Origin of the sequence: Paenibacillus polymyxa M1, from assembly GCF_000237325.1 — a bacterium.
GTDB lineage: Bacteria > Bacillota > Bacilli > Paenibacillales > Paenibacillaceae > Paenibacillus > Paenibacillus polymyxa_C.
On the sequence record NC_017542.1, the window covers coordinates 87,598 to 112,500 of the forward strand.

The 24,903-nt window shown below is 49.6% G+C and carries 2 protein-coding genes (1 of these 2 only partly in view); one reads left to right on the forward strand and one right to left on the reverse strand.

What is annotated here, in order from left to right:
- The first annotated feature begins 29 nt into the window (after window positions 1–29).
- The gene (locus PPM_RS00415) at window positions 30–23,759 is read left to right on the forward strand and encodes a non-ribosomal peptide synthase/polyketide synthase (RefSeq protein WP_013368719.1); all 23,730 of its coding nucleotides are present in this window, start codon (window positions 30–32) and stop codon (window positions 23,757–23,759) included.
- 115 nt (window positions 23,760–23,874) lie between these two features.
- Here the strand turns inward: PPM_RS00415 and PPM_RS00420 are convergent, their stop codons facing one another.
- Window positions 23,875–24,903, reverse strand: the 3' portion of a protein-coding gene (locus PPM_RS00420) for an alpha/beta hydrolase (protein ID WP_013368720.1). The gene runs 6 nt beyond the window's last position; 1,029 of the gene's 1,035 nt are visible here — the last part of the coding sequence; the start codon falls outside the window, past its right edge; it ends in the stop codon at window positions 23,875–23,877.

Genomic DNA, 24,903 nt, shown 5'->3' on the forward strand with positions numbered 1-24,903 from the left:
TCACATCACGGATATAGGAGTGAAATGAGATGAATAACATGCAGTTATTTGATTTAACGAATGCGCAAAAGCGTATATGGTATACCGAATTACTCTACCCGGATACGTCCGTGTCACAGCTATCTGGTACAGCCAAGATGAAGGGTCATATTCATATCGCTGCCTTCATGCAGTCTATCAATTTGATTATCAAACAGTATGATGCGTTCCGCATTCGTATTACCTCAGTGGATGGAGTACCTAAGCAGTATGTCGTTCCTTATGAAGAGAGACAGTTGGAGTGTCTGGATCTTACCCACATCGAAAGCATTTCCGAGGTCGAAGCCTTGCTTGAGCAGCACAAAAGCAAACCTTTGCCATTATTGGACTCTGAACTCTTCCAGTTTTTAATTGTAAAGATTAGTGAGGAAGAATATTGGATTAATATCAAAATGCACCATATCATTTCTGACGGGATTTCTATGGTGGTCTATGGCAATCAACTGATAGCCTTTTATATGGATTTAATTCAAGGAAATGAACCTAAGCTGAGCGATGATTGCTCTTATATTGAATATATTGCAGATGAGAACGCCTATGAGCTTTCTGATAGATACCAGAAGGATAAAGCGTACTGGCTGGACAAATTTTCTGATTTGCCTGAACTGACAGGTTGGAAATCATATAATCCGTTATCGCTAAGTACCCAAGCTGTTCGGGAGCATTTTACTGTGCCAGAGGCGCTATATCGTGAGCTACAGGCATTTTGCCAGCAAAACAGGATTTCTCTCTTCCAATTCTTCATGGGTGCGATGTATATCTACATACACAAAGTGACGAATCAGCCGGATGTGGTGATCGGCACCTCGTTCGCTAACCGGGGGAACAAGAAAGAGAAGCAAAAGATCGGTATGTTTGTCAGCACGGCCGCAGCCAGAACATATGTTGACAAGGATGTAGAGGTGTTGAGCTTCCTGCAGGACGTAGCTAGGGATCAAATGTCAGTCTTGCGGCATCAGAAATATCCGTACAATCAGTTAATTCAGGATCTTAGAGAAATGCACGGCAACAAGGATATTCAGCGGCTTTTTGGTGTTTCCATGGAATACCGCCTTATCAACTGGGTCGATTTGGATGACGTGCGCATTTTGACGGATTATGATTTTTGCGGCGATGAAGTGAATGATTTTGTGCTTCATATCGTGGAGATCTTGGATGAAGGCGAGCTGGTACTGGATGTCGATTATCGGACGAAGCTGTTTGAGCGCAGTGAAGTAACGGACATGGTGTCCCAGCTGCTTACGATCGCCGAGCAGATCATTCATACACCGCAGCTTTCCATCGCAGAGGTAAACCTATTGGGAGAAGCAGAAGAGCAATCCATTCTGGCTCTTTCAGAAGGTGATGTAGTGGATTACCCGCGTGAGAAAACGATTCATGGCTTATTCGAGGAACAAGCCGCGCGCACGCCGGACCACGTAGCTGTGCAGATGGGCGAGCAGAGTATTACATACCTAGCTCTAAATGAGCAGGCTAACCAGCTTGCGAGATATTTACGCACCGAAGGTGTGGGTGCAGATGTACTCGTGGGGATTATGGCTGATCGTTCCCTAGAGATGGTCATCGGCATGTTGGCGGTTTTGAAGGCAGGAGGGGCCTATGTGCCAATTGATCCTGACTATCCTGAAGAACGTATTCGTTACATGCTAGAGGATTCAGGAGTCCGCTTATTGCTCACCCAAAGCCATCTATGGGAGAGTACCACGTTTGACGGGAAGCTTGTGAGTCTGGACGAAGCCGCAACGTATACAGGAGATGCTTCCAATCTGGAGAGCATTTCGGGACCAAACCATTTGGCCTATGTTATTTACACATCGGGTACAACTGGCAAACCAAAGGGAACGCTGATCGAGCATAAAAATGTAGTTCGTCTGCTCTTTAACGATAGCAATTTATTTGATTTCAGTTCCCAGGATACATGGACGCTGTTCCATTCGTTCTGCTTCGATTTCTCTGTATGGGAGATGTATGGAGCGCTTCTTTACGGAGGGAAACTGGTAATTGTCCCAGCCCTTACAGCCAAGAGCCCGGCAGCTTTCCTGGAGCTGTTGAAAGACAATCAAGTTACTATTTTGAATCAAACGCCGACCTATTTTTATCAGGTGATACAAGAAGAGTTAGCACACTCATCCACAGAGCTCAGTCTTAGAAAAATTATTTTTGGCGGAGAGGCCTTGAGCCCATCTCTTCTGAAAAACTGGCGGGCAAAGTATCCTGGTGTGCAATTGATTAACATGTACGGAATTACAGAAACGACGGTCCATGTCACCTACAAGGAAATCACAGAACATGAGATTGAAGCAGGCAAAAGCAATATTGGTAGAACCATTCCAACGCTTAGCGCTTATATTTTTGATGAACACAGACGCCTGCAGCCTGTCGGGGTTCCGGGGGAGCTATACATTGCGGGGGACGGTCTGGCCCGTGGGTATTTGAACCGACCAGATTTGACGGCTGAAAAATTTGTAGAACATCCGTATCGGGCGGGTGAACGCTTGTATCGAACCGGGGACCTGGCTCGCTGGTTGCCTGACGGCAATATTGAATATTTGGGCCGGATCGACCATCAGGTCAAAATTCGCGGCTACCGAATTGAGCTGGGCGAGGTCGAAGCCCAAATTCTCAAGGCTCCGAACGTACGGGAAACAATTGTCCTTGCGCGAGACGACGAACAGGGACAAAAATTGCTGTGCGCCTACTATGTAGCCTCCAGCGATCTTTCGCCAGGGGAATTGCGGTCTCAGCTGGCAACGGAATTACCAGCGTACATGATTCCCACTTATTTTGTCCGGCTGGAGCAAATGCCGCTTACACCTAACGGCAAGCTGGATCGCCGTGCGTTGCCGGCTCCTGAGGGCAGCGTGCAATCTGGTGAGGATTATCTGGCTCCAAGAACTGCAGTGGAAGCACAGCTGGTGCTCATCTGGCAGGATATCCTGGGAGCTGCCCGCGTGGGCGTCCGCGATAATTTCTTTGAGATCGGTGGTCACTCTTTGCGGGCGACATTGCTCGTTACGCGGATTCGCAAAGAGCTGGGATGCAGCATTTCGCTGCGTGAAGTATTCCAGTCGCCTACGGTTGAATCCTTGGCACGATTGGTGAAAGAACGCATTCCAACCGTGTACGAGTCTATTCCACAGGCTGAGAAAAGCGAAGCATACCCAGTGTCCTCAGCGCAAAAGCGGTTATACGTGCTGAGACAGATGGACGGGGGAGAGCTCAGCTACAATATGCCGGGGGCCTTCACCGTGGACGGACCGTTGGATCGCGTGCGGCTGGAGTCTGCGTTCAAAGCACTGATCCAGCGTCATGAATCGCTGAGAACCGGCTTTTATATGCAGGATGGAGAGCTTGTTCAACGTGTGCATAAGAATGTTCCGTTTGCGTTGGACTACACCGAGGCGTCGGTGGAGGAAACGGATACGCTCATTCACAGCTTTACCCGTGCCTTTGATCTGAGTCAGGCTCCATTATTGCGTGTTGGCTTAGTGAAGCTGCAGGAGGAGCGTCATCTGTTGCTGTTTGATATGCATCATATCATTTCAGATGGTGTTTCCATTCAAATACTGGTGGAGGAACTCACGCAATTGTATCAAGGAGAACACCTACCAGAACTGCATATTCAATATAAGGATTATGCAGTATGGCAACGGGAACAGTCTGAGAGAGAGTGGCAAGACCTTGAAGCGTATTGGCTGCAAGCCTTTGAAGGAGAGTTGCCGGTATTGGAGTTGCCTACCGACTTCCAGCGCCCTTCTGTTCGGAGTTTCGAGGGAAGCCGAATTGATTTTACATTGGACGAGTCTGGCAATAAGGCGATACAAGAGCTTGCATCCCGTACTGGCACTACACTGTATATGGTATTGCTGGCGGCTTATTCGGTGCTGCTGCACAAATATACGGGGCAGAAGGACATCGTCGTAGGATCTCCAGTAGCCGGCAGACCACGGGCGGAGCTTGAGGGCATCATTGGGATGTTTGTCAATACACTGGCCTTGCGCAGTTACCCGGCAGGAGAGAAAACCTTTCAGGATTATCTTCTGGAAGTCAAGGAAACAGCACTCAAGGCGTTCGAGCATCAGGATTACCCTTTTGAAAAATTGGTCGAAAAACTGGGCGTAGGACGTGATGTGAGCCGCAACCCGCTCTTTGACACCCTGTTGGTATTACAAAATACGGAGCAAGAAGAGCAGGACATGGATGGAGTGCACTTTACTCCTTACCCAATGGACACCGTCACAGCCAAGTTTGATTTGTCTCTTAATGTAGAGGAGAAGGGTGCTGAACTAGCCTTTGGCCTTGAGTATAGTACGGCTTTGTATCGGCGGGAAACTGTAGAGCGATTGGCAACGCACTTGCTTCGGGTTCTGCATGCAGTCGCGACTAATCCTCAGTTGCAACTGGCCGAGATTGAGATGATCACACCAGAGGAGAAAGTACAAATCATTGAAGTATTCAACGCGACAGCTACTCCTTATCCAAGGGATAAGGCTATTCATGAGTTGTTCGCTGAACAAGTCAAGCGTACGCCGGAGCAGACGGCACTGGTATTCGGCGATGTCCGATTAACGTACCTTGAATTGGAAGATAAAGCACGCCGATTGGCTCAAACACTGCGTCGTTTGGGGACACTAAGGGAGCAACCAGTGGCTATTATGGGCGGACGGAGTATCGAGATGGTGGTTGGTATGCTCGCAGTGCTTCAGGCTGGTGGAGCCTATGTGCCGATCGATCCTGATTACCCGGAAGATCGGGTTCGTTATATGCTCGAAGATTCCAATGCCAAGCTACTACTGGTACAAAAGGGCGAGCTTATAAATGTAGACTACGGTCTACCGATTGTTGACCTCAGCAGTGCAGAGGCTTATGCGTCTGAGCCTGTCCAAGCTGAGGAGGTAGTTCAGGGACCAGAGGGACTCGCTTATGTTATCTATACATCGGGTACGACAGGTAGACCGAAGGGCGTTATGGTTGAACACCGGAACGTGGTCCGTCTGGTCAAAGAAACCAATTATGTGGAACTAAACGAATCCACGCGAATTTTGCAGACAGGAGCCGTGGCCTTCGATGCATCGACCTTTGAGATATGGGGGGCATTGCTTAACGGCGGACAGCTTTATTTTGTGGAGAACGATGACATCCTGATTGCCGATCGGCTCAAAGCAGCTATTGCCAAGTACGGGATTACAACCATGTGGCTTACTTCACCGCTTTTTAATCAGCTTTCACTGCAGGATGAGTACCTGTTCAGAGGACTGAAAGCATTGCTGGTAGGTGGTGACGTACTGTCCATATCTCATATAAACCGTGTCATCGAGGCTAATCCTGATCTTGTCCCTATCAATGGCTATGGTCCGACAGAGAATACGACCTTCTCCACCACCTACAAGATTCCGGGTCGTGTTGAAGGGGGCGTGCCGATTGGTCGCCCGATTAGTAACTCGACCGCTTATGTAGTCAATGAATCGCTGCAATTACAGCCCATTGGTGCTTGGGGCGAGTTGATTGTCGGCGGTGAAGGTGTAGCGCGCGGATATCTCAATCGTCCTGACCTCACAGCAGAAAAATTTGTCCCTAGTCCTGTTAAGGAAGGGGAACGCTGCTACCGAACTGGTGATTTGGTTCGCTGGCTTCCAGATGGGAACCTGGAGTTTAAGGGAAGAATTGATGAGCAGGTCAAAATACGCGGTTACCGTATCGAACTCCCCGAAATCGAGGCTCAATTAGCCAAGGTGGAGTCAGTAGTTGAAGCCGTAGTCGTCGTTCGTGCAGATGAGCTTGGAGAGAAGCAGCTTTGCGCTTATTATGTGGCGGACCGTGCGCTCACGGCAGGCGAAGTACGCCTTGCCCTATCGCAGGTACTTCCGGGCTATATGATGCCATCCTACTTTATCCAGATGGATCGTATGCCATTAACATCAAACGGAAAAGTAGACCGCAGGTCTCTGCCAGCTCCGCAAGTAGGTGCGCATACAGGACGGAAGTATACAGCTCCTCGTACACCGGCTGAAGAAGCTTTGGCGTCTGTCTGGCAAGGGGTGCTGGGTGCTGAACAGGTGGGTATCCATGACAATTTCTTTGAATTGGGCGGAGATTCCATCAAGGCCATTCAGGTGTCGTCACGGTTACTGCAGGCTGGCTATCGGTTAGAGATGAAGCAACTGTTCAAATCCCCAACCATTGCCGAGCTAGGTGCAGAAATACAAACGGCTGTGCATATGGCTGAACAGGGAGTTGTGCGTGGAGCGACTCGCTTGACTCCAGTCCAGCAGTGGTTCTTTGGGCGGAATCAGGCAGAGCCTCATCACTTTAATCAAGCGGTCATGCTGTATCGTGAACAGGGATTTGAGGAAAAGGCTTTGCATCATGTGCTGAGAAAATTGGCCGAGCACCATGACGCCCTTCGTATGGTTTTCCGTCAGACCGAGCATGGCTACGAGGCTTGGAACCGTGATCTTGAAGAAGGAGAGCTGTATAGTCTGTTCACTGCTGATTTACGGAACGAATCCAATCCAGTTGCAGCCATTACAACGCTGTCGGACGACATCCAGCGCAGCATCAATCTGGCAGAAGGTCCGCTGATGAAGTTAGGGCTTTTCCATTGTCAGGATGGAGACCACCTGCTGATTGTGATCCATCATTTAGTGGTGGACGGAGTATCTTGGCGGATTTTGTTCGAGGATATCGCAGCAGGCTATGAGCAGGTGATTCAAGGACAAGCACTGACATTCCCGCAGAAGACGGATTCCTTCCGTGACTGGGGAGATGCCCTTGCCCGTTATTCGGAAAGCCCAGAAATCGAGATTCATCGGGCATATTGGAGAGAACTAGGGGATCAGCCGCTCGAGCAGTTGCCGAAGGATGAGGCTGTGGAAAGCCTTTTACTGAAGGATAGCGAAATGGTGACAGCAGAGTGGACTGTGGAAGAAACCGATCAACTGTTGAGAAAAGCCCATCGTGCTTACCAAACGGAAACGAACGATCTGCTATTGGCCGCTCTGGGCATGGCGGTATCTAAGTGGTCTGGCATTGGCAAGATTGCTGTGAATCTTGAAGGGCATGGTCGTGAACCGATTGTGCCGAATATCGATATTACCCGTACTGTCGGCTGGTTTACAAGTCAGTACCCAGTCATTTTAGACATGGGAAATAATACTGAATTGTCAGCCTTGATCAAGTCTGTGAAAGAGGGGCTACGCCGTATTCCGAATAAAGGTATCGGGTATGGGTTGCTCAAAACGATGGCCAGTCAGGAGGACGCAGACAGTTTCAACTTGCAGCCTGAGATTTCTTTTAACTATCTGGGGCAGTTTGATCAGGATTTGCAAGGAAGCTCGTTGCAGGTTTCTCCTTATCCAACCGGAAGCGCGCAAAGCTTGCTGGGAGAGTCAGCCTATACGCTAGATATCAATGGTATGGTGACAGACGGAGCCTTGACTCTGACGATGAGTTATAACGGAAAACAGTATAAGTCATCCACAATGAAACAGCTCGCTGGATATATCGAAGAAAGCCTACGGCTGCTGCTTCAGCATTGTGTAACCCAGGAAAGAACTGTATTGACGCCAAGTGACGTGCTTGCCAAGGGACTGAGTATTGCTGATCTGGAGGAGCTTTCTAAGCAGACCAATCACATAGGCGATATTGAGAATGTATACAGTCTGACGCCGATGCAGAAGGGCATGCTGTTTCATGATATGTTCGAGCCGCATACAGGGGCTTATTTTGAACAGGCCGCCTTTGACTTTAAGGGTAGCTTTGATCCGACCGCTTTCGGACACAGTCTGGATGCAGTGGTGGAGCGCCATGCTATCCTGCGTACGAACTTCTACAGCGGATGGGGCGGTGAGCCTTTACAGGTTGTATTCCGGCATAGAGGCGCCAAATTGGTGTATGAAGACCTGCGTGAGATGAATGCATCGCAGCGTGAAGCTTACCTGAAGACATTTGCGGCTAAGGATAAAGCGCAGGGCTTCAACCTGGCTGAAGATGAGCTTCTGCGTGTATCGATTCTGCACACAGATGAAGAGAGCTTCCGTCTCTTGTGGAGCTTTCACCACATCGTCATGGATGGGTGGTGTGTTCCATTAATTACACAGGAGGTGTTTGAACACTATTTTGCCCTCCTGGAAGGAAGAGAGCCTCAGCTGGCAGAGGTTCAGCCGTATAGCCGGTATATTGAATGGCTGGAACAGCAGGATGAGGCAGCTGCGGCCGACTATTGGAGCCGATATCTGGCCGGTTACGAACAACAGACGCTTTTACCTCAAGTCGATGGAGCAGCTAAAAGAGAAGGTTATGTAGCAGAGAAGCTGAATTATCCTGTCAGCAGGGAATTGACTGAACGCCTGGAAAAGGTGGCCAGAGATGCTCATGTTACGATGAATATATTGCTGCAGTCTATCTGGGGCGTTGCGCTTCAACGCTATAACGGTAGTCGGGATGTTGTATACGGAAGTGTGGTATCAGGCAGACCAGCTGAAATCCCAGGTATTGACCGGATGATCGGTCTGTTCATTAATACCATTCCAGTTCGTGTGAAGACGGAAGAAAATCTCCCCTTCACAGTTCTGATGAAGCGACAGCAGGAGCAGTATATGGCTTCTCATATGTACGATACCTACCCGTTGTTTGAAATCCAGGCTCAGACGGACCAAAAGCAGGATCTCATCTCTCATATTATGGTATTTGAGAACTATCCTGTGGAAGAGGAAGTAGAACGTCTGGGAGGTGGCGAGGCTGCCTTTGAGATTGAGGAAGCGGAGCTTCTTGAACAAACGAATTACGATTTTAACTTAATTGTTCTACCGGGCAAAGAGATGAGATTGTTGTTCCAATACAATGCGCTCGTCTATGATCCAGCCACGATCGAACAAATCAAGGGCCACTTGTTCCACCTGATGGAACAAATTGTGGAGAATCCTGCAATTTCCGTGGATGCTCTGGAATTGGTTACACCACAGGAGAGAGAGCAGATTCTGAACGTATGGGGAGACACGGGGGCCAGTTCCAAACACCGTACTACGTTTCACGGGCTGTTGGAGGAGCAGGCAGGTCGAACGCCGGACGCCACGGCCATTGTATTTGAGAACGAGGTACTGACCTACGCCGAGCTGAACGCAAAAGCCAATGGATTGGCGAGAAGACTGCGCGCTGAAGGAATCAAAACGGGAGACCTGGTGGGGCTGATTGTTGAACGGTCAACCGATATGATCGTTGGGATGTACGGCATTATGAAAGCCGGAGGCGCCTACGTTCCTATTGATCCAGAGTATCCGAAAGAGCGGATCAACTACATGCTTGAGGATTCGGGGACGAAGATGATCCTTGCTCAAGCTCATCTGCTGGAGCATAGAGGCTGGACGGGGAATGTCCTGTTGCTGGATGAACCGTCGACCTATGATGCCGACACTTCGAATTTGAAGGATACGGCCGACCCTGATGATTTGGCTTACGTGATCTATACCTCAGGCACGACAGGTCGGCCTAAGGGCGTATTAGTGGAACACCGGGGACTACAAAATCTGTCGGACGTATACCGCGGACTCTTCGAAGTTACACCGCAGGATCGGATTGTTCAGTTTGCAAGCCTGTCGTTCGATGCATCGGTTTCGGAAATTTTAACGACATTGAGCCACGGAGCTACTCTGTGTATTCCTTCTACACAAGAGATTTTGGATCATGCTTTGTTCGAGCAGTTCATGAACGATAAGGGGATTACGGTAGCGACTTTGCCACCAGCCTACGCTATCCATCTCGAGCCAGAGCGTCTGCCGACACTGCGATGCCTGCTAACAGCTGGGTCAGCCACATCGGTCGAATTGATCGAAAAGTGGAGAAAGCATGTACAATACTTCAATGCATATGGTCCAACTGAGGACTCCGTATGCACTACCATATGGAATGCCCAGAACAGTGAAGAAACCGTAGGAATCGTATCCATTGGACAACCAATTGCCAACCATCGTGTGTATATCTTGGATGAGCATTTCAGATTGCTGCCTGTCGGCGTAGCTGGAGAACTGTGCATTTCGGGTATCGGGTTAGCACGGGGGTACCATAACCGCCCTGAGTTAATGGATGAGAAATTTGTGGACAATCCGTATGCTCCAGGAGAGCGTATGTATCGGACAGGCGACCTAGTTCGCTGGTTATCGAATGGAACCATCGAGTACCTAGGTCGAATAGATCACCAAGTCAAAATCCGTGGCTATCGGATCGAGCTGGGCGAGGTCGAAGCACACATGCTCAGAGTGCCGTCCGTTCAGGAAGTCGTGGTTTTGGCTGTGGAGAGTGATGACGGCTACAAGGATCTAGTCGCTTACTTCGTAGCTGCTCAGAAACTTGAGGTATCCGAGCTCCGAGCAGATCTGTCGGAGATGCTGCCTGGATATATGATCCCTTCTCGCTTCATACAACTGGAGGACATGCCTTTAACGTCGAACGGAAAAATAGATCGAAAAGCGCTGCAAGGCGAGCGTGGATGGGCAGTGACTTCATCTGAGGCTCCAAAGACACCTATAGAAATCCAATTAGCCGAAATCTGGCAAGAGGTGCTCGGTGTAGAGAGCGCGGGAGTAAAGGATAATTTCTTCCATTTTGGAGGCCATTCACTGCGTGCAGCTCTGCTAGTCTCACGAATTCGTAAGGAGATGAATCGCGAGATTAGTCTAAGAGAAGTGTTCGAGTCGCCTACCATTGAAGGATTGGCTCGGGCCATTGAAGGCTATACACCGCTGAATTTCGAAGAAATTCCTACAGCCGAAGCACGCGAGCACTATCCATTGTCCTCAGCCCAAAAACGGCTGTTTATCCTTAGTCAGCTGGAAGGTGGAGAGCTGAGCTACAATATGCCAGGTATCCTTACGGTTGAGGGAGACCTGAATCGGGAACGGCTGGAGCAGGCATTCCGTCGTCTGATTCGTCGTCATGGTTCACTGCGCACCCGTTTTGTGACCGTTAACGGTGAACCTGTACAGCAAATCCTACCGGATGTTCCGTTTACGGTGGAATATGCGGAGTTGAGCGAGTCAGAGGCAGAAGCTACCCTTCAGCAATTTGTCCGTCCTTTCGATCTTGGTGAAGCTCCATTGCTGCGGGTGGGTCTGATTCGTATTGCACATGAGCGCCATTTACTATTGTTTGACATGCATCATATTGTCTCAGATGGGGTTTCTATGAATATTCTCATAGAGGAGTTTCTCCGTTTCTACCAAGAAGAGGACGTATTGCCTGCGCTACAAATCCAGTACGCGGATTATGCGGTATGGCAGCAAGAGCAGCTCGGAAGAGAGCGTCTCAAAGCCCAGGAAGCTTACTGGCTGGATGCATTCCGCGGGAGCTTGCCGGTGCTGGATTTGCCAGTGGACGAAGTTCGTCCTGCGGTACGAAGCTTTGCGGGAGATCGGATTGACTTCCAGATTGATGCTTCTCTGAGCGCTTCACTTCAGGAGCTGGCTACCCGAACAGGTTCTACGCTGTTTATGGTGCTGCTGGCAGCCTATACGACGCTCTTGCATAAGTACACGGGTCAGGAAGATGTCATTGTCGGTTCACCAGTGGCGGGAAGATCCCATGCCACACTCGAAGGTCTCATCGGTATGTTCGTAGGCACAGTGGCAATGCGTACTTATCCAGAGGGCGAAAAGTCCTTCGAGGCTTACTTGCAGGAAGTGAAGGAAACAGCCCTGCGGGCCTATGAAAACCAGGACTATCCGTTCGAGGAGCTGGTAGAGAAGCTGCAGCTTCAGCGTGACCTGAGTCGTAACCCACTATTTGATACTATGTTTGTTCTGCAAAATATCGAGCAGGGAGAACAAGAAATCGAGGGATTGCGTTTCACTCCTTACGATCATGTACATCCTGCTGCCAAGTTCGACCTCACACTGACGGTGAGCGAAGCGGATGGGACATTGAACTGCACGCTGGAATACGCGACTGCAATCTACAAGCGGGAGACCGCTGAGCGGATGGCAGGCCACTTTGTACAGCTTATTCAGGAAGCTATCGCCAATCCGGGAATGTCGTTGTCATCCCTGGATATCGTGACACCGCAGGAAAAATCGATGTTGATGAAGGATGCGGACGAAGCCAAAGCAGATTATCCTCGTGACAAAACGATTCATGCACTGTTCGAGGAACAGGCTGTTCGTAATCCGGATGCAGTAGCAGTCGTATGTGAAGAGGCAACCCTGTCTTATAGCGAGCTGAATGAGCGGGCCAACGGACTTGCCAGAACACTGCGCGAGCGTGGTCTGCAACCAGATGGTCTGGTTGGAATCATGGCAGATCGTTCCCTTGAAATGGTCGTTGGGATTTTAGCCATTTTGAAGGCGGGCGGAGCTTATGTCCCTGTGGACCCTGAATATCCAGAGGATCGCATTCGTTTTATGCTTGAGGATTCGGGAGCCAAGCTTCTGCTGACACAAGCACATCTGGAGACACGTGTCTCCTTTACCGGGGACGTCATCAATCTGGATGAGCCGGCTTCCTACAAGGAAGATATCTCAAATCTGGAGCCTGCAGCTGGACCGAATCATCTTGCCTACGTCATCTACACATCGGGTACGACAGGCAAGCCTAAGGGAACACTGATCGAGCATAAAAATGTAGTCCGCTTGCTCTTTAATGATAAAAATATGTTTGACTTCGGTTCTCAGGATACGTGGACGCTGTTCCATTCGTTCTGTTTCGACTTCTCTGTATGGGAAATGTACGGGGCATTGCTGAACGGAGGTCGTCTGGTCATCGTTCCGTCGTTGACCGCGAAGGGCCCTGAGCGTTTCCTGCAATTGCTTAAGGATCAGAAGGTTACCGTGTTGAACCAGACGCCAACATACTTCTACCAGTTGCTACAGGAAGAACTTAGTCATCGCGCGGCAGAGTTGAGCCTCCGCATGATTATCTTTGGTGGAGAGGCATTAAGCCCGGCCTTGCTCAAGGACTGGAGAGCGAAATATCCGCAAGTGCAGCTCATCAACATGTATGGCATCACGGAAACGACCGTGCATGTGACCTATAAGGAAATTACAGAACTGGAAATTGAGCAGGGCCGCAGTAATATCGGTATCCCGATTCCGACACTACGTGCGTACATTCTGGATGAACAACGCCGTCCACAACCGATTGGCATTCCGGGTGAACTCTACGTTGCGGGCGAAGGGCTGGCGCGTGGCTACCTAAATAGACCGGAATTGACGGAAGAGAAGTTTGTAGCTCATCCGTTTGAAGCGGGCGAGCGTATGTACCGCTCAGGTGACTTGGCACGCTGGCTGCCGGATGGCAGCATGGAGTATCTCGGACGGATTGACCATCAGGTTAAAATTCGGGGTTACCGCATTGAGCTGGGCGAAGTGGAGGCGAAGCTGCTCCATGCTCCGTCTGTAAGGGAGGCCGTTGTGCTTGCCCGAGAGGATGGAAGTGGACAAAAAGTGCTGGTCGGCTATTTCACTGCGGATCAGATGCTGACGGTAGGCGAATTGAGAAAAGCCTTGGCTGCTGAACTGCCGGCTTATATGATTCCGTCTTACTTTATGCAATTAGAACAGATGCCGTTGACGCCAAATGGCAAGCTGGATCGCAAAGCGCTTCCGGCTCCAGAGGCCAATGTGCAGACTGGAGCGGTGTATGAAGCGCCGAGGAACGCAGCTGAGGAAGCTTTGGCTTCCGTATGGCAAGGTGTGCTGGGAGCACAGCAGATCGGTATCCATGATCATTTCTTCGATCTGGGCGGTGACTCTATTAAGGCGATTCAGGTATCCTCCAGATTGTTCCAGTCCGGATATAAATTAGAGATGAAGGATCTCTTCAAATATCCGACCATTGCCGAGCTAAGCCCGTATCTTCAGGTAGCCGGACGCACAGCAGAGCAAGGTGAGATCAAGGGTGCAGCGGAGTTAATGCCAATTCAGCGTTGGTTCTTTGAACGCCACACAGCAGAGCCGCATCATTACAATCATGCTGTCATGCTCCATCGGAAAGACGGCTTTGATGAGGCTGCACTCCGGTTGACAATGGACCAAATTGCGATCCATCATGACGTGCTTCGTATGGTTTTCCGACCTACAGAAGCGGGATACACGGCTTGGAATCGGGGAGTTGACGAAGGTGAACTCTACACATTGGACATCGCCGATATGCGGCAGGCAGATGACGAGGTAGCTGCTGTTCAAGCCCAGGCCGATGCCATTCAGGCAAGCTTCCACTTGGAAGACGGCCCGCTGTTCAAGCTAGGCTTGTTCCATTGTAAGGATGGCGATCATTTGTTGATTGTCATTCATCACCTCTTGGTTGACGGCGTGTCCTGGCGCATCCTGTTTGAGGACATTGCAACAGGATACGAGCAGGCGTTGAACGGACAAGCGATTGTTCTTCCGCAAAAGACTGATTCGTATCTTGTATGGTCCGAGCAAGCGGCGAAGTATGCAGCAGGCCCTGCTCTGGACAAGGAACGTTCATACTGGCAGCAGATTGAGGAGACGGTTCTGACTCCACTGCCAAAGGATCAGGATCAGGAGCCGGGCACCATTCGGGATACCGAGTCGGTTACGGTAACTTGGTCTACTGAAGAAACCGACCTGCTGTTGCGACAAGCAAACCGGGCTTATCATACGGAGACGAATGATTTGCTCTTGACTGCTCTGGGAGCAGCTATTCAGCGCTGGACAGGCATGGAGCAGGTTCTGGTTAACCTTGAAGGGCATGGCCGGGAAATGATCATACCAGATCTGGATATTACCCGTACCGTGGGCTGGTTCACAACTCAGTACCCTGTTCTGCTGAACCTGCAAGATGGGCAGGAAGTATCTATCCGGATCAAGCGCATCAAGGAGAATTTGCGTGAGGTTCCGCACAAAGGTATCGGCTACGGTCTGCTGAAATATATGGCACCGGAAAAAGACACTCGATTCAGCGTAGAACCAGAAGTTTCCTTCAACTACCTTGGACAGTTTGACCAGGATTTGGAGGGGAATGCTCTTAGCTTGTCTACACATTCAGTCGGTAAGGCGCTCAGCGATTACACACCACAGCAATATGCTCTGGATGTGAATGGCATGGTTGCCGAAGGCCAGCTATCACTGACGATTACGTATAGCAATAGGCAGTACCGTAAGGAGACGGTAAGCCATTTTGCTGAATTATTACAGTCAAGCCTTAGCGAGGTTATCCGGCATTGTGTGGCTCAGGAGCGTGTACAGCTTACTCCAAGTGATGTTCTGTTCCAAGGTCTGACCCTGGAGCAGCTTGATCGACTCACAGCCCAGACGGCCCATATTGGAGAGATTGAGGATGTGTACAAGCTAACGGCAATGCAGAAGGGCATGCTCTTCCACAGCTTGCTGGAGCCGGACTCCTCTTCCTACTTTGAGCAGGCAAGTTTTGAGCTACGTGGCAGCTTCGATGTAGATACCTTCTTCGAGAGCTTCCAGGCTTTGGCGCAACGACATGCCATACTGCGTACCGGTTTTTACAACAATATTACTGATGTACCGCTGCAAGTTGTCTTTAAGCAACGGCCTATCCCTCTGAACTACGTAGATTTGCGTGCCGCTACGTTGGAGGAGCAAGAAGCCCAGATTCAGGCTTACACTACTGAAGATATGGCTAAGGGATTCAGCTTGTCAGAAGATCCGCTGATGCGAGTGACTGTCTTGCAAAAAGAACAAAGCCACCTTGTATTGTGGAGCTTCCATCATATTGTCATGGACGGCTGGTGCATCCCGATTATTACACAGGAGCTGTTCGATTATTATTCTGCCCTGCGTCAGCAAGTACAGCCTGTACTGCCGCCGGCTCAGCCCTACAGCCGTTATATTGAATGGCTTGATGCACAGGACGATCAAGAGGCTTCAACATATTGGAGTCAATATCTCGAAGACTATGACGGCAATACGGTATTGCCAGAAGCTAAAACGAAATCTCAAGCTAAAGAAGAGGGCTACGTTCTGAATGAGCATGTTCTCCATTTGGGTACAGCCTTGACCCGCAAAATGGACGTTGTCGCGAAGCGCAATCATGTGACGGTCAACACACTCATGCAGACAGCCTGGGGACTGATTCTCCAGCGTTACAATGCCAGCTCGGATGTAGTTTTCGGCGGTGTTGTATCGGGTAGACCTGCTGAGATTGCAGGGATCGAGAATATGGTGGGTCTGTTTATTAATACAGTACCTATCCGTGTACAGTCATCCAAAGACGAGGCCTTCGTCGAGGTGATGAAACGTACACAGGCACATTCGTTGGCTGGTCGTGCCTACGACACTTATCCGCTGTATGAGATTCAGGGGAAAACAACTCAAAAGCAAGACCTGATTTCTCATATTATGATCTTTGAAAATTATCCGCTCGACGAACAGGTAGAACAGTCGGGTAACCACACAGAGGACAATCTCGAAGTCGCCAACTTCGCCATGTTTGAGCAAACCAACTATGACTTTAACCTGGTTGTCATTCCAGGCGAGGACATTAAGGTCTGCATTCGCTACAATGCTTCGGTCTACGAGCAAGAAAGTATTGCGCGAATCGGAGGACATTTGTTGCAAATGCTCGATCAGGTAGCTACTCGTCCGCAAGCAACGATACAGGAGCTGGAGATTGTAACAACAGAGGAACGGACGAACCTGCTAGACTGGGGTGGCAAGGCTCATGTCTATCCAAGTGATCAGGGTCTGCACACCTTGTTTGAAGAACAGGTTGCCCGTACGCCGGATAAGATCGCGGCAATAAGCGGTGACATCCAGATCACGTATCGGGAGCTGAACGAGTGGGCAAACAGACTGGCTTCGACCTTGATAGCCCAAGGACTGCGGAGCGAACAAGTAGTGGGTCTATTGGCGGATCGATCAGTGGAACTGCTGGTTGCCATTATGGGCGTGCTCAAAGCGGGCGGAGCCTATGTACCGATTGATCCTGAATATCCGCAGGAGCGGATACAGTATATTCTGAAGGACTCTGGCGCTGAGATTCTGCTCACACAGAGCCACCTGACGAAGCTAGCGTCCTTTGAGGGAATGGTTATGGAATTGGATTCTCCGCACATCTACGGAACTGGAGTGAATAATCCTAATATTCCTGTGAGAGGAAACGATTTGGTGTATTTAATCTATACTTCGGGTACAACAGGAAATCCGAAGGGAACCATGATTAACCATAAAGGAATCGTGAACTACATCTGGTGGGCCAATAAAGTCTATTGTGCAGGGCAACCAACGGACTTCCCGCTGTATTCATCCATTTCGTTTGACTTGACGATGACATCAATGTTTACTCCGTTAATAAACGGAGGAATAGTACGGATTTATGATGGTATAGATAAAGCGGAGGTTGTTCAGCATATTTTGCGCGAAAATGCGGTCGATATTCTCAAGCTGACGCCGACACATCTCAGTCTCATAAAAGACATGACCATTCCAGCGGAAAGTCGCATTCAGCAGCTCATTGTGGGTGGAGAGAATCTGACCACGCATTTGTCAAAAACGATTACCGACCTCTTTGGTGGCAACATCAAGATTTACAATGAATACGGTCCAACCGAAACCGTCGTCGGCTGCATGATTCACCTGTACGATCCTGCGAAGGATACACGGGAATCCGTACCGATTGGATTGCCGTCCGATAACATATACATTCATATCTTGGATGAACAGCTTCGTCTCGTACCGTTAGGTGTGGAGGGCGAAATGTACATCGCCGGGGACGGAGTAGCCCGTGGATACCTGAACCGTCCGGATCTTACCGCCGAAAAATTCATTAGGAATCCGTTCGCCGCGGAAGGAAATATGTATCGGACCGGAGATTTAGCTCGTCGCCTTCCTAATGGAGACATTGAGTACATTGGGCGTATTGACCATCAAGTCAAAATCCGGGGCTATCGTATTGAGCTTGGTGAGATTGAGGCCAAGTTGCTGGATATGCCACTTGTTGAGGAAGCTCTCGTTGTTGCGTGGGCAGATGCCAATGGACAGAAGTCTCTATGTGCTTACTTTGTAGCGGATCGGGAAATGTCTGTCAGCGAGCTGAGAAATGAACTGTCTGCTGAACTGCCTGCATATATGATTCCGTCTTACTTTGTCCAAATGGACGTAATGCCTTTGACACCGAATGGCAAGCTGGATCGCAAGGCACTGCCTGAACCAAACGTGGGTGTGAAGGCAGGAGCCGCCTTTGCTGCTCCTCGGACGGATGTGGAGAACATTTTGGCTTCGATTTGGCAAGGTGTGCTCGGCGTGCCGCTTGTTGGTATACATGATAATTTCTTCGAACTTGGAGGCGACTCGATCAAATCGATTCAGGTTTCATCAAGACTTCTCCATGCAGGCTACAAGCTGGAAATGAAGGACTTGTTCAGCTATCCAACAATTGCTGAACTGGCTCAGCGCGTTAGCGCAGTCAGCCGAATTGCGGATCAGAGCGAGGTACACGGAACAGTAAAACTGGGACCTGCCCAGCGCAGATTTCTCGAAGAGCAGTCAACGGATCTTCATCACTTTAATCAGTCGGTTATGCTGTACCGACGTGAAGGCTTTAATACCGATGCGCTCGCCAAGGTTATTCAAAAAATTGCAGAGCACCATGATGCGCTGCGACTGGTGTTCCGCCAAGGAGAGCACGGAGTAGAAGCCTGGAACCGTAGCTTGGGAGAAGGTGAACTGTACAGCCTCCAAATCCACGATTTGCGGGATGAAAAGGATCCGGCTTTGGCAATAGAAGCAGGTGCAGAAGCCATTCAGCGCAGCATCTCTCTGGAGGATGGACCTCTCTTTAGACTAGGTCTGTTCCGCTGTACGGAAGGCGAACATTTGTTGATCATTATTCATCACTTGGCTGTGGATGGCGTATCCTGGCGTATTCTCTTTGAGGACCTACAGGAAGGCTACGAGCAGGCAGCACGTGGAGAAGCGGTCAAACTTCCACAGAAGACGGATTCGTACCGTGCATGGGTTGATGGAATCACGCAATACGCCAACAGCCCGGCGGCTGAACAAGAACGCAGCTTTTGGGCAGAGGTGGAAGGAGAGGGATTTGCCCTTCTTCCAAAAGACAAGGTGGACGGCGCTCTTCTTATAAAAGACAGCGAGGCTGTTACGGTAACATGGTCGGCAGAAGAGACAGAGCAGTTCTTGAAAGAGGCGAATCGCACTTACAATACGGAAGTTAACGATCTGCTCTTGACGGCCCTCGGTATGGCAGTTCAAGAGTGGACAGGGATCGAACGTGTAGGCATCCTGCTGGAAGGACATGGACGGGAGCCTGTAGTACCAGAATTGGATATCACTCGCACGATAGGCTGGTTTACAAGTCAGTATCCTGTCGCCCTTGAGATGGGAGGCGAAATGGAGATCGGCGCCAGAATCAAGCGTATTAAGGAAGATCTGCGTCGTATCCCGAACAAAGGTGTAGGATATGGTATTTTGAAATATTTGAGCGACGTATCGGATGGCTCCTCCTTCTCGGCAGAACCGGAGATTACCTTCAACTACCTGGGGCAGTTTGATCAGGATCTTGCAGAGGGAACGATGGAGGTATCACCTTACTCGGCAGGATCTGAGGTCAGTGAGCAGATGGTGCAGCATCAGGCATTGAACATCAATGGGCTGATTACCGAAGGACAGCTTCAGCTTTCGGTCAGCTATAACCATCAGCAGTTCCATGCAGATTCGGTAGAGAATTTTGTCGGTATCCTGAAGGAGCGTCTCAGTGAAGTTATTGGGCACTGTGTGCGCAAGGAAAGAACCGAACTTACACCAAGCGATGTACTCCTCAAAGATATCAGCTTGGAGGAAATCGAGGAGCTGGAAGAGCAGACACGGCACATCGGTAGCATTGAAAATATGTATAAACTGACACCAATGCAAAAGGGAATGTTGTTCCACAGCTTGCTGGAGCCTCATTCAGAGGTCTACTTTGAGCAGGCCACATTTGAAATTCAGGGAGTGTTCTATCCTGAGGATTTCAAACGCAGCTTACAGCATCTGATGAAACGGCATGCCATATTGAGAACGAATTTCCATGCCGGATGGGGCGATTTCCCCATACAGATTGTGTTCAAAGAAAGAGCATGCGATTTCGTATACGAGGATTTGCATGAGCTGGAATCCAGTGAAATAGAAGCGCGTCTTGTAGCTTACATTGCCCAAGACAAAGCAAGAGGCTTTGATCTTGCGAACGAAGCCTTGCTGCGTGTTGCTATTCTACGTACTGCAAAAGAGCATTACCATCTGTTGTGGAGCTCTCATCACATCATTTTGGATGGCTGGTGTATGCCGCTTGTACTTCAGGAAGTGTTTGAAACATACGGAGCTCTACGTGAGCAAAAGGAACCTGAGCTTCCTGCAGCAGCATCGTACAGCCAGTACATTCAATGGTTGGAGAAACAAGGCGAGGAAGAGGCATCCTCTTACTGGAGAGGATATCTGGAAGGCTACGAGCAGCAGACGAAGCTGCCACAGGCTTTTACACAGCCATCGGCCAAAGCAGAAGCCTACTTGTCAGAGAAGCTGGTATTCACGTTGGATGCGGAATTGACCGAGCGCCTGGAACAAGTGGCCAAGCAGCACCAGGTGACGATGAACACACTGATGCAAGCAGCCTGGGGAATCGTGTTGCAACGCTATAATAGAAGCCAGGATGTCGTCTTCGGAAGTGTGGTATCGGGCAGACCTGCCGAGATTCCGGGTATCGAAAGCATGATCGGTCTCTTCATTAATACAGTTCCAGTTCGAGTTCAAGCCGAAGGAAGCGAATCGTTCTCGCATGTAATGAAGAGACAGCAGGAATTATATTTGGCAGGACATGCTTATGATTCCTATCCGCTCTATGAGATTCAGGCACAGAGTGAGCAAAAGCAAGATTTAATTTCTCATATTATGGTATTTGAAAATTACCCGGTAGAAGAGCACCTGGAAGAGAAAATTGCCAATGATGAGGCTGAATACAAAATTACGGATGTTCAGATGTTTGAACAGACGAATTATGATTTTAACCTCATTGTGCTGCCGGGACGTAGTCTAGAGTTCTTGTATCGTTATAATGCTCGTGTCTATGACCGGGAGAGCGTGGAACGGATTCAAGGACACTTGACGAAAATTCTGACAAGCGTATCTGTACAACCTGCTATCCGTATTGATGAGCTGGAGCTGATTACGCCAGAAGAGAAATCACAAATTATAGAGGTATGGGGAGACACAGCAGCTCCTTATCCGCGTGAGAAGACCCTTCACGGTATATTTGAGGAAAAAGCTGCGCTCACACCGGATCATACAGCACTTATTTTCGGCGAAACGGAGCTTACCTACGGAGAACTTCATCAGCAGGCCAACCGCCTTGCACGTACGCTGCGTGCGCAAGGGGTCAGACCGGATCAGCCAGTCGGCATCATGGTCGAGCGTTCGCTTGAGATGATCATTGGCATCCATGCCATTCTAAAAGCGGGCGGCGCCTATGTACCGATTGATCCGGAGTTTCCGGAAGACCGTATCCGCCACATGCTGGAGGATTCGGGAGCGAAGCTTCTGCTGACGAAGAGTCATCTCATAGATCGTTTCCCATTCACTGGCACGATCCTGGCACTGGATGATCCGCAGGCGTATCATGCGGATGACTCCAATCTGGAGCCAATTGCAGGGCCAGAGCATCTGGCGTATATCATTTACACGTCGGGTTCAACCGGCAAGCCGAAAGGTGTAATGATTGAGCATCGCTCCGCCGTCCATACACTGAGCCAGTTGGAAGCTGAATATCCGATGTTGGCAGGTGATCGATTCCTGCTCAAAACGACATTCACCTTTGACTTCTCCGTGCCAGAGCTGTTCTGCTGGTTCTTTGGACAGGGGACGCTTGTGATCCTGCCGCAGGGCGTGGACAAAGACCCGGTGGCACTGCTGGAAGCTGTGGATACAAACCGAATCACGCATCTTAATTTGGTACCTTCGATGCTCAGCGTGCTCGTTCAATATTTGAAAGAAAGCAGTACCCAAGGATTCCCTACTCTGAAATATCTGTTTGCCTGCGGCGAGACGCTGCCTGCCAAACTTGTGGAAGAGTACTATAAAGTATCTCCTTATGCAGTACTGGAGAACATCTACGGTCCTACGGAAGCGGCTGTATATGCGACTCGATATACAACGAGTCCTGAGACCGCAGCTCTAACGCATGTGCCTATCGGCAAACCGTACGCTAACGTCCAAGTATGGATGATGGATAGCGCTGCTCAGTTATCACCAGTAGGTGTGCCGGGGGAACTCTGCATTGCAGGTGAAGGGGTAGCGAGAGGGTACTTCAACCAGCCGGACCTGACGGCAGAGAAGTTCATTCCTCATCCATACAAGCCAGGAGAACGGATTTACCGAACAGGCGATTTGGCCCGGTGGTTGCCAGACGGGAATATTGAGTATTTAGGGCGGATCGATCACCAGGTAAAAATCCGCGGTTACCGCATTGAGCTGGGAGAAGTGGAAGCACAAATCCTGAAGGTGCCGTCGGTGCAGGAAGCGGTTGTTCTAGCACTGGCTGACTCCAGCGGAAGTACTCAGCTTTGCGCATACTTTGTGGCCGAGGAAGGGCTCGCAGCGGGCGTCCTACGCGAGGCACTGGCCAGCGAGCTGCCAAGCTACATGATTCCATCTGCTTTCATACAGCTGGGACAAATGCCACTGAATCCGAATGGCAAATTGGATCGCAAAGCGCTACCAGCACCGGAAACCCTTCTGCGGAGTACGGCGGAGTATATCGCGCCGCGTACGCAGACAGAAGTAGAGCTCGCTCAGATTTGGTCCGAGGTGCTCGGTGTACAGGAAATCGGAATCAGGGATCATTTCTTCGAGCTTGGGGGCCATTCCCTGAAAGTATTGGGCTTGATTCAAAGGATCTCGTCCAGTATGGGCGTCCATCTCCCGCTCCAGGCCGTGTTTAATCTGCCGACAGTGGAAGAAATGGCACATGAAATTTTCAAGCTGCAGGCAACAGCTGCTGCGGATGAACAAGAAATGGAGATTATCCGCTTCCCAGGGAAAGGAACACTTAAAGTATTTTGCTTCCCTCCACGGGTAGGCCACTCTTTGGGGTACTATGAGATGGCCAAGGAGCTGGAAGGGCTTTGCGAGGTGTACGGGATGGAATTTATCGGCGATCGGTACCAGGGTCAGGATATGCTGGATCGATACATCGATGCCATCGTGGATATTCAAGCAGAGGGTCCATATGTATTCCTGGGATACTCACTTGGAGGAAATCTGGCCTTCGAGGTAGCTAAAGCCATGGAAATGCGAGGGTACCATGTTGGCGACATTATTATGGTAGATGCTATGAGAAAGATGTCCAAGGATGAATCGACACCAGAGGAGCTTGAAGAGATTGTCGAGACAGTGTTGGACAGCATTAGAGAGCAGTACAAAGCATTCCTCGCAGATCCAGCGGACAGGGAGCGAGTCATGGAAAAAATGCTAGTTTACTCCACCTACCGCGATGAACTTATTAACGCAGGTGAAGTTCATGCAAATATCCATGCTCTGATTGCAGAGGATGATAGTATTGGGCCGGATACATCATTAGATAAATTGTTATGGCAACAGGCAACACTTGGCCAATACAAAGAATACGAAGTCATCGGAACGCATGATGTGCTGCTTGATTCCGGTTTTGTCGGGGAAAATGCTAAAGTACTGAGACAAATACTTGGTAAAATTGCAGAAGCCTCATCTAAAAACAAGCCTATTTTGTCCTAAGATCAAACAACGAGAGTAGTAGTGAGCAGCAAAGACGCCCGGGTTCCTTTATGTAGGAGGGACCCGGGCGTCTTTTTTATTTTATGAAATCCTCAATATGCAGAGAGTAGTGCCTCTAATGATCAGTGTTTGTTTTAGCAACGGTTGACCGAGAATAATGGATATTGGAGATGAGCTCACGGATGACTTGAATGACAAGCTCTGGTTGATCATGAATAATCATATGCTCGCTCTTCTTGGCAACAATAAATTTACTATTGGTAGAGATATTGAGCATCTCGCGTTGCCCAATTTGCCAGCTTTGTTCGATCTGATCATTTCCACGCTTGCTAATACCAAACTGAGTCAAATCTTGCTGAATGCCTCGGGCTATCACACGCACAGGGAGGTTACCCAAATGCTGGCCGCGTATGGCATCTTCGGTAGTGCTCGCCAGATCACCCTCCTCGGCAACAGAGCGGAAGTACTTAGGGGAAGCAACAATATTCACAAAAGATTTTCTATCTCGATACTCCACCCGTCCGTTTAGCATAAAATTGGGAAACAGACGGAAAGCCCCTGCTTTTTCTAGGAGAATGGATATGAGTGGCGAGGGATTGCCCTTAGGTCGTTCTTTGGCATAGATCTTATTGGTCCGGCGAGCATCATTCTCAGGCCTAGCATCCACTAGAACCAGTCCTGCTACTTCGTTTCTGTATGTTTGTGCATAAAGCCTTGAGTACATCCCCCCGAGAGAATGACCTACAAAGATATAAGGAGGTTGGATGTCTGCATTCTTTAGAGCAGTATGAAGCTCCCGAACGATGTTTTCACCGGTGCGTGGTGTATTTGCCTCCTCGCTCCATGCATAGCCTGCCCGATCATAAGATACAACGGTGGCGAAGGATGACAGCTTCTCGGGAATATCCCTCCAGGACAGGCTACTTTCCCCGCTTCCTGATTCAAGCACGATCGTCGGAGAGCCAGCACCTATTTTATGAATATGGAGACGATAGCCTCCGGCGTCGACCATTCTCCCCAGAGGAGGATATTGCGACTTATCGTGTTTGGATGCAATCGACTCATACACAAATCCAGAGATAACGACAAGCAGTAAGCAAGAGATAACTCCAAATACGACTCTCGTCCAGGTTCGCCTTCGTTG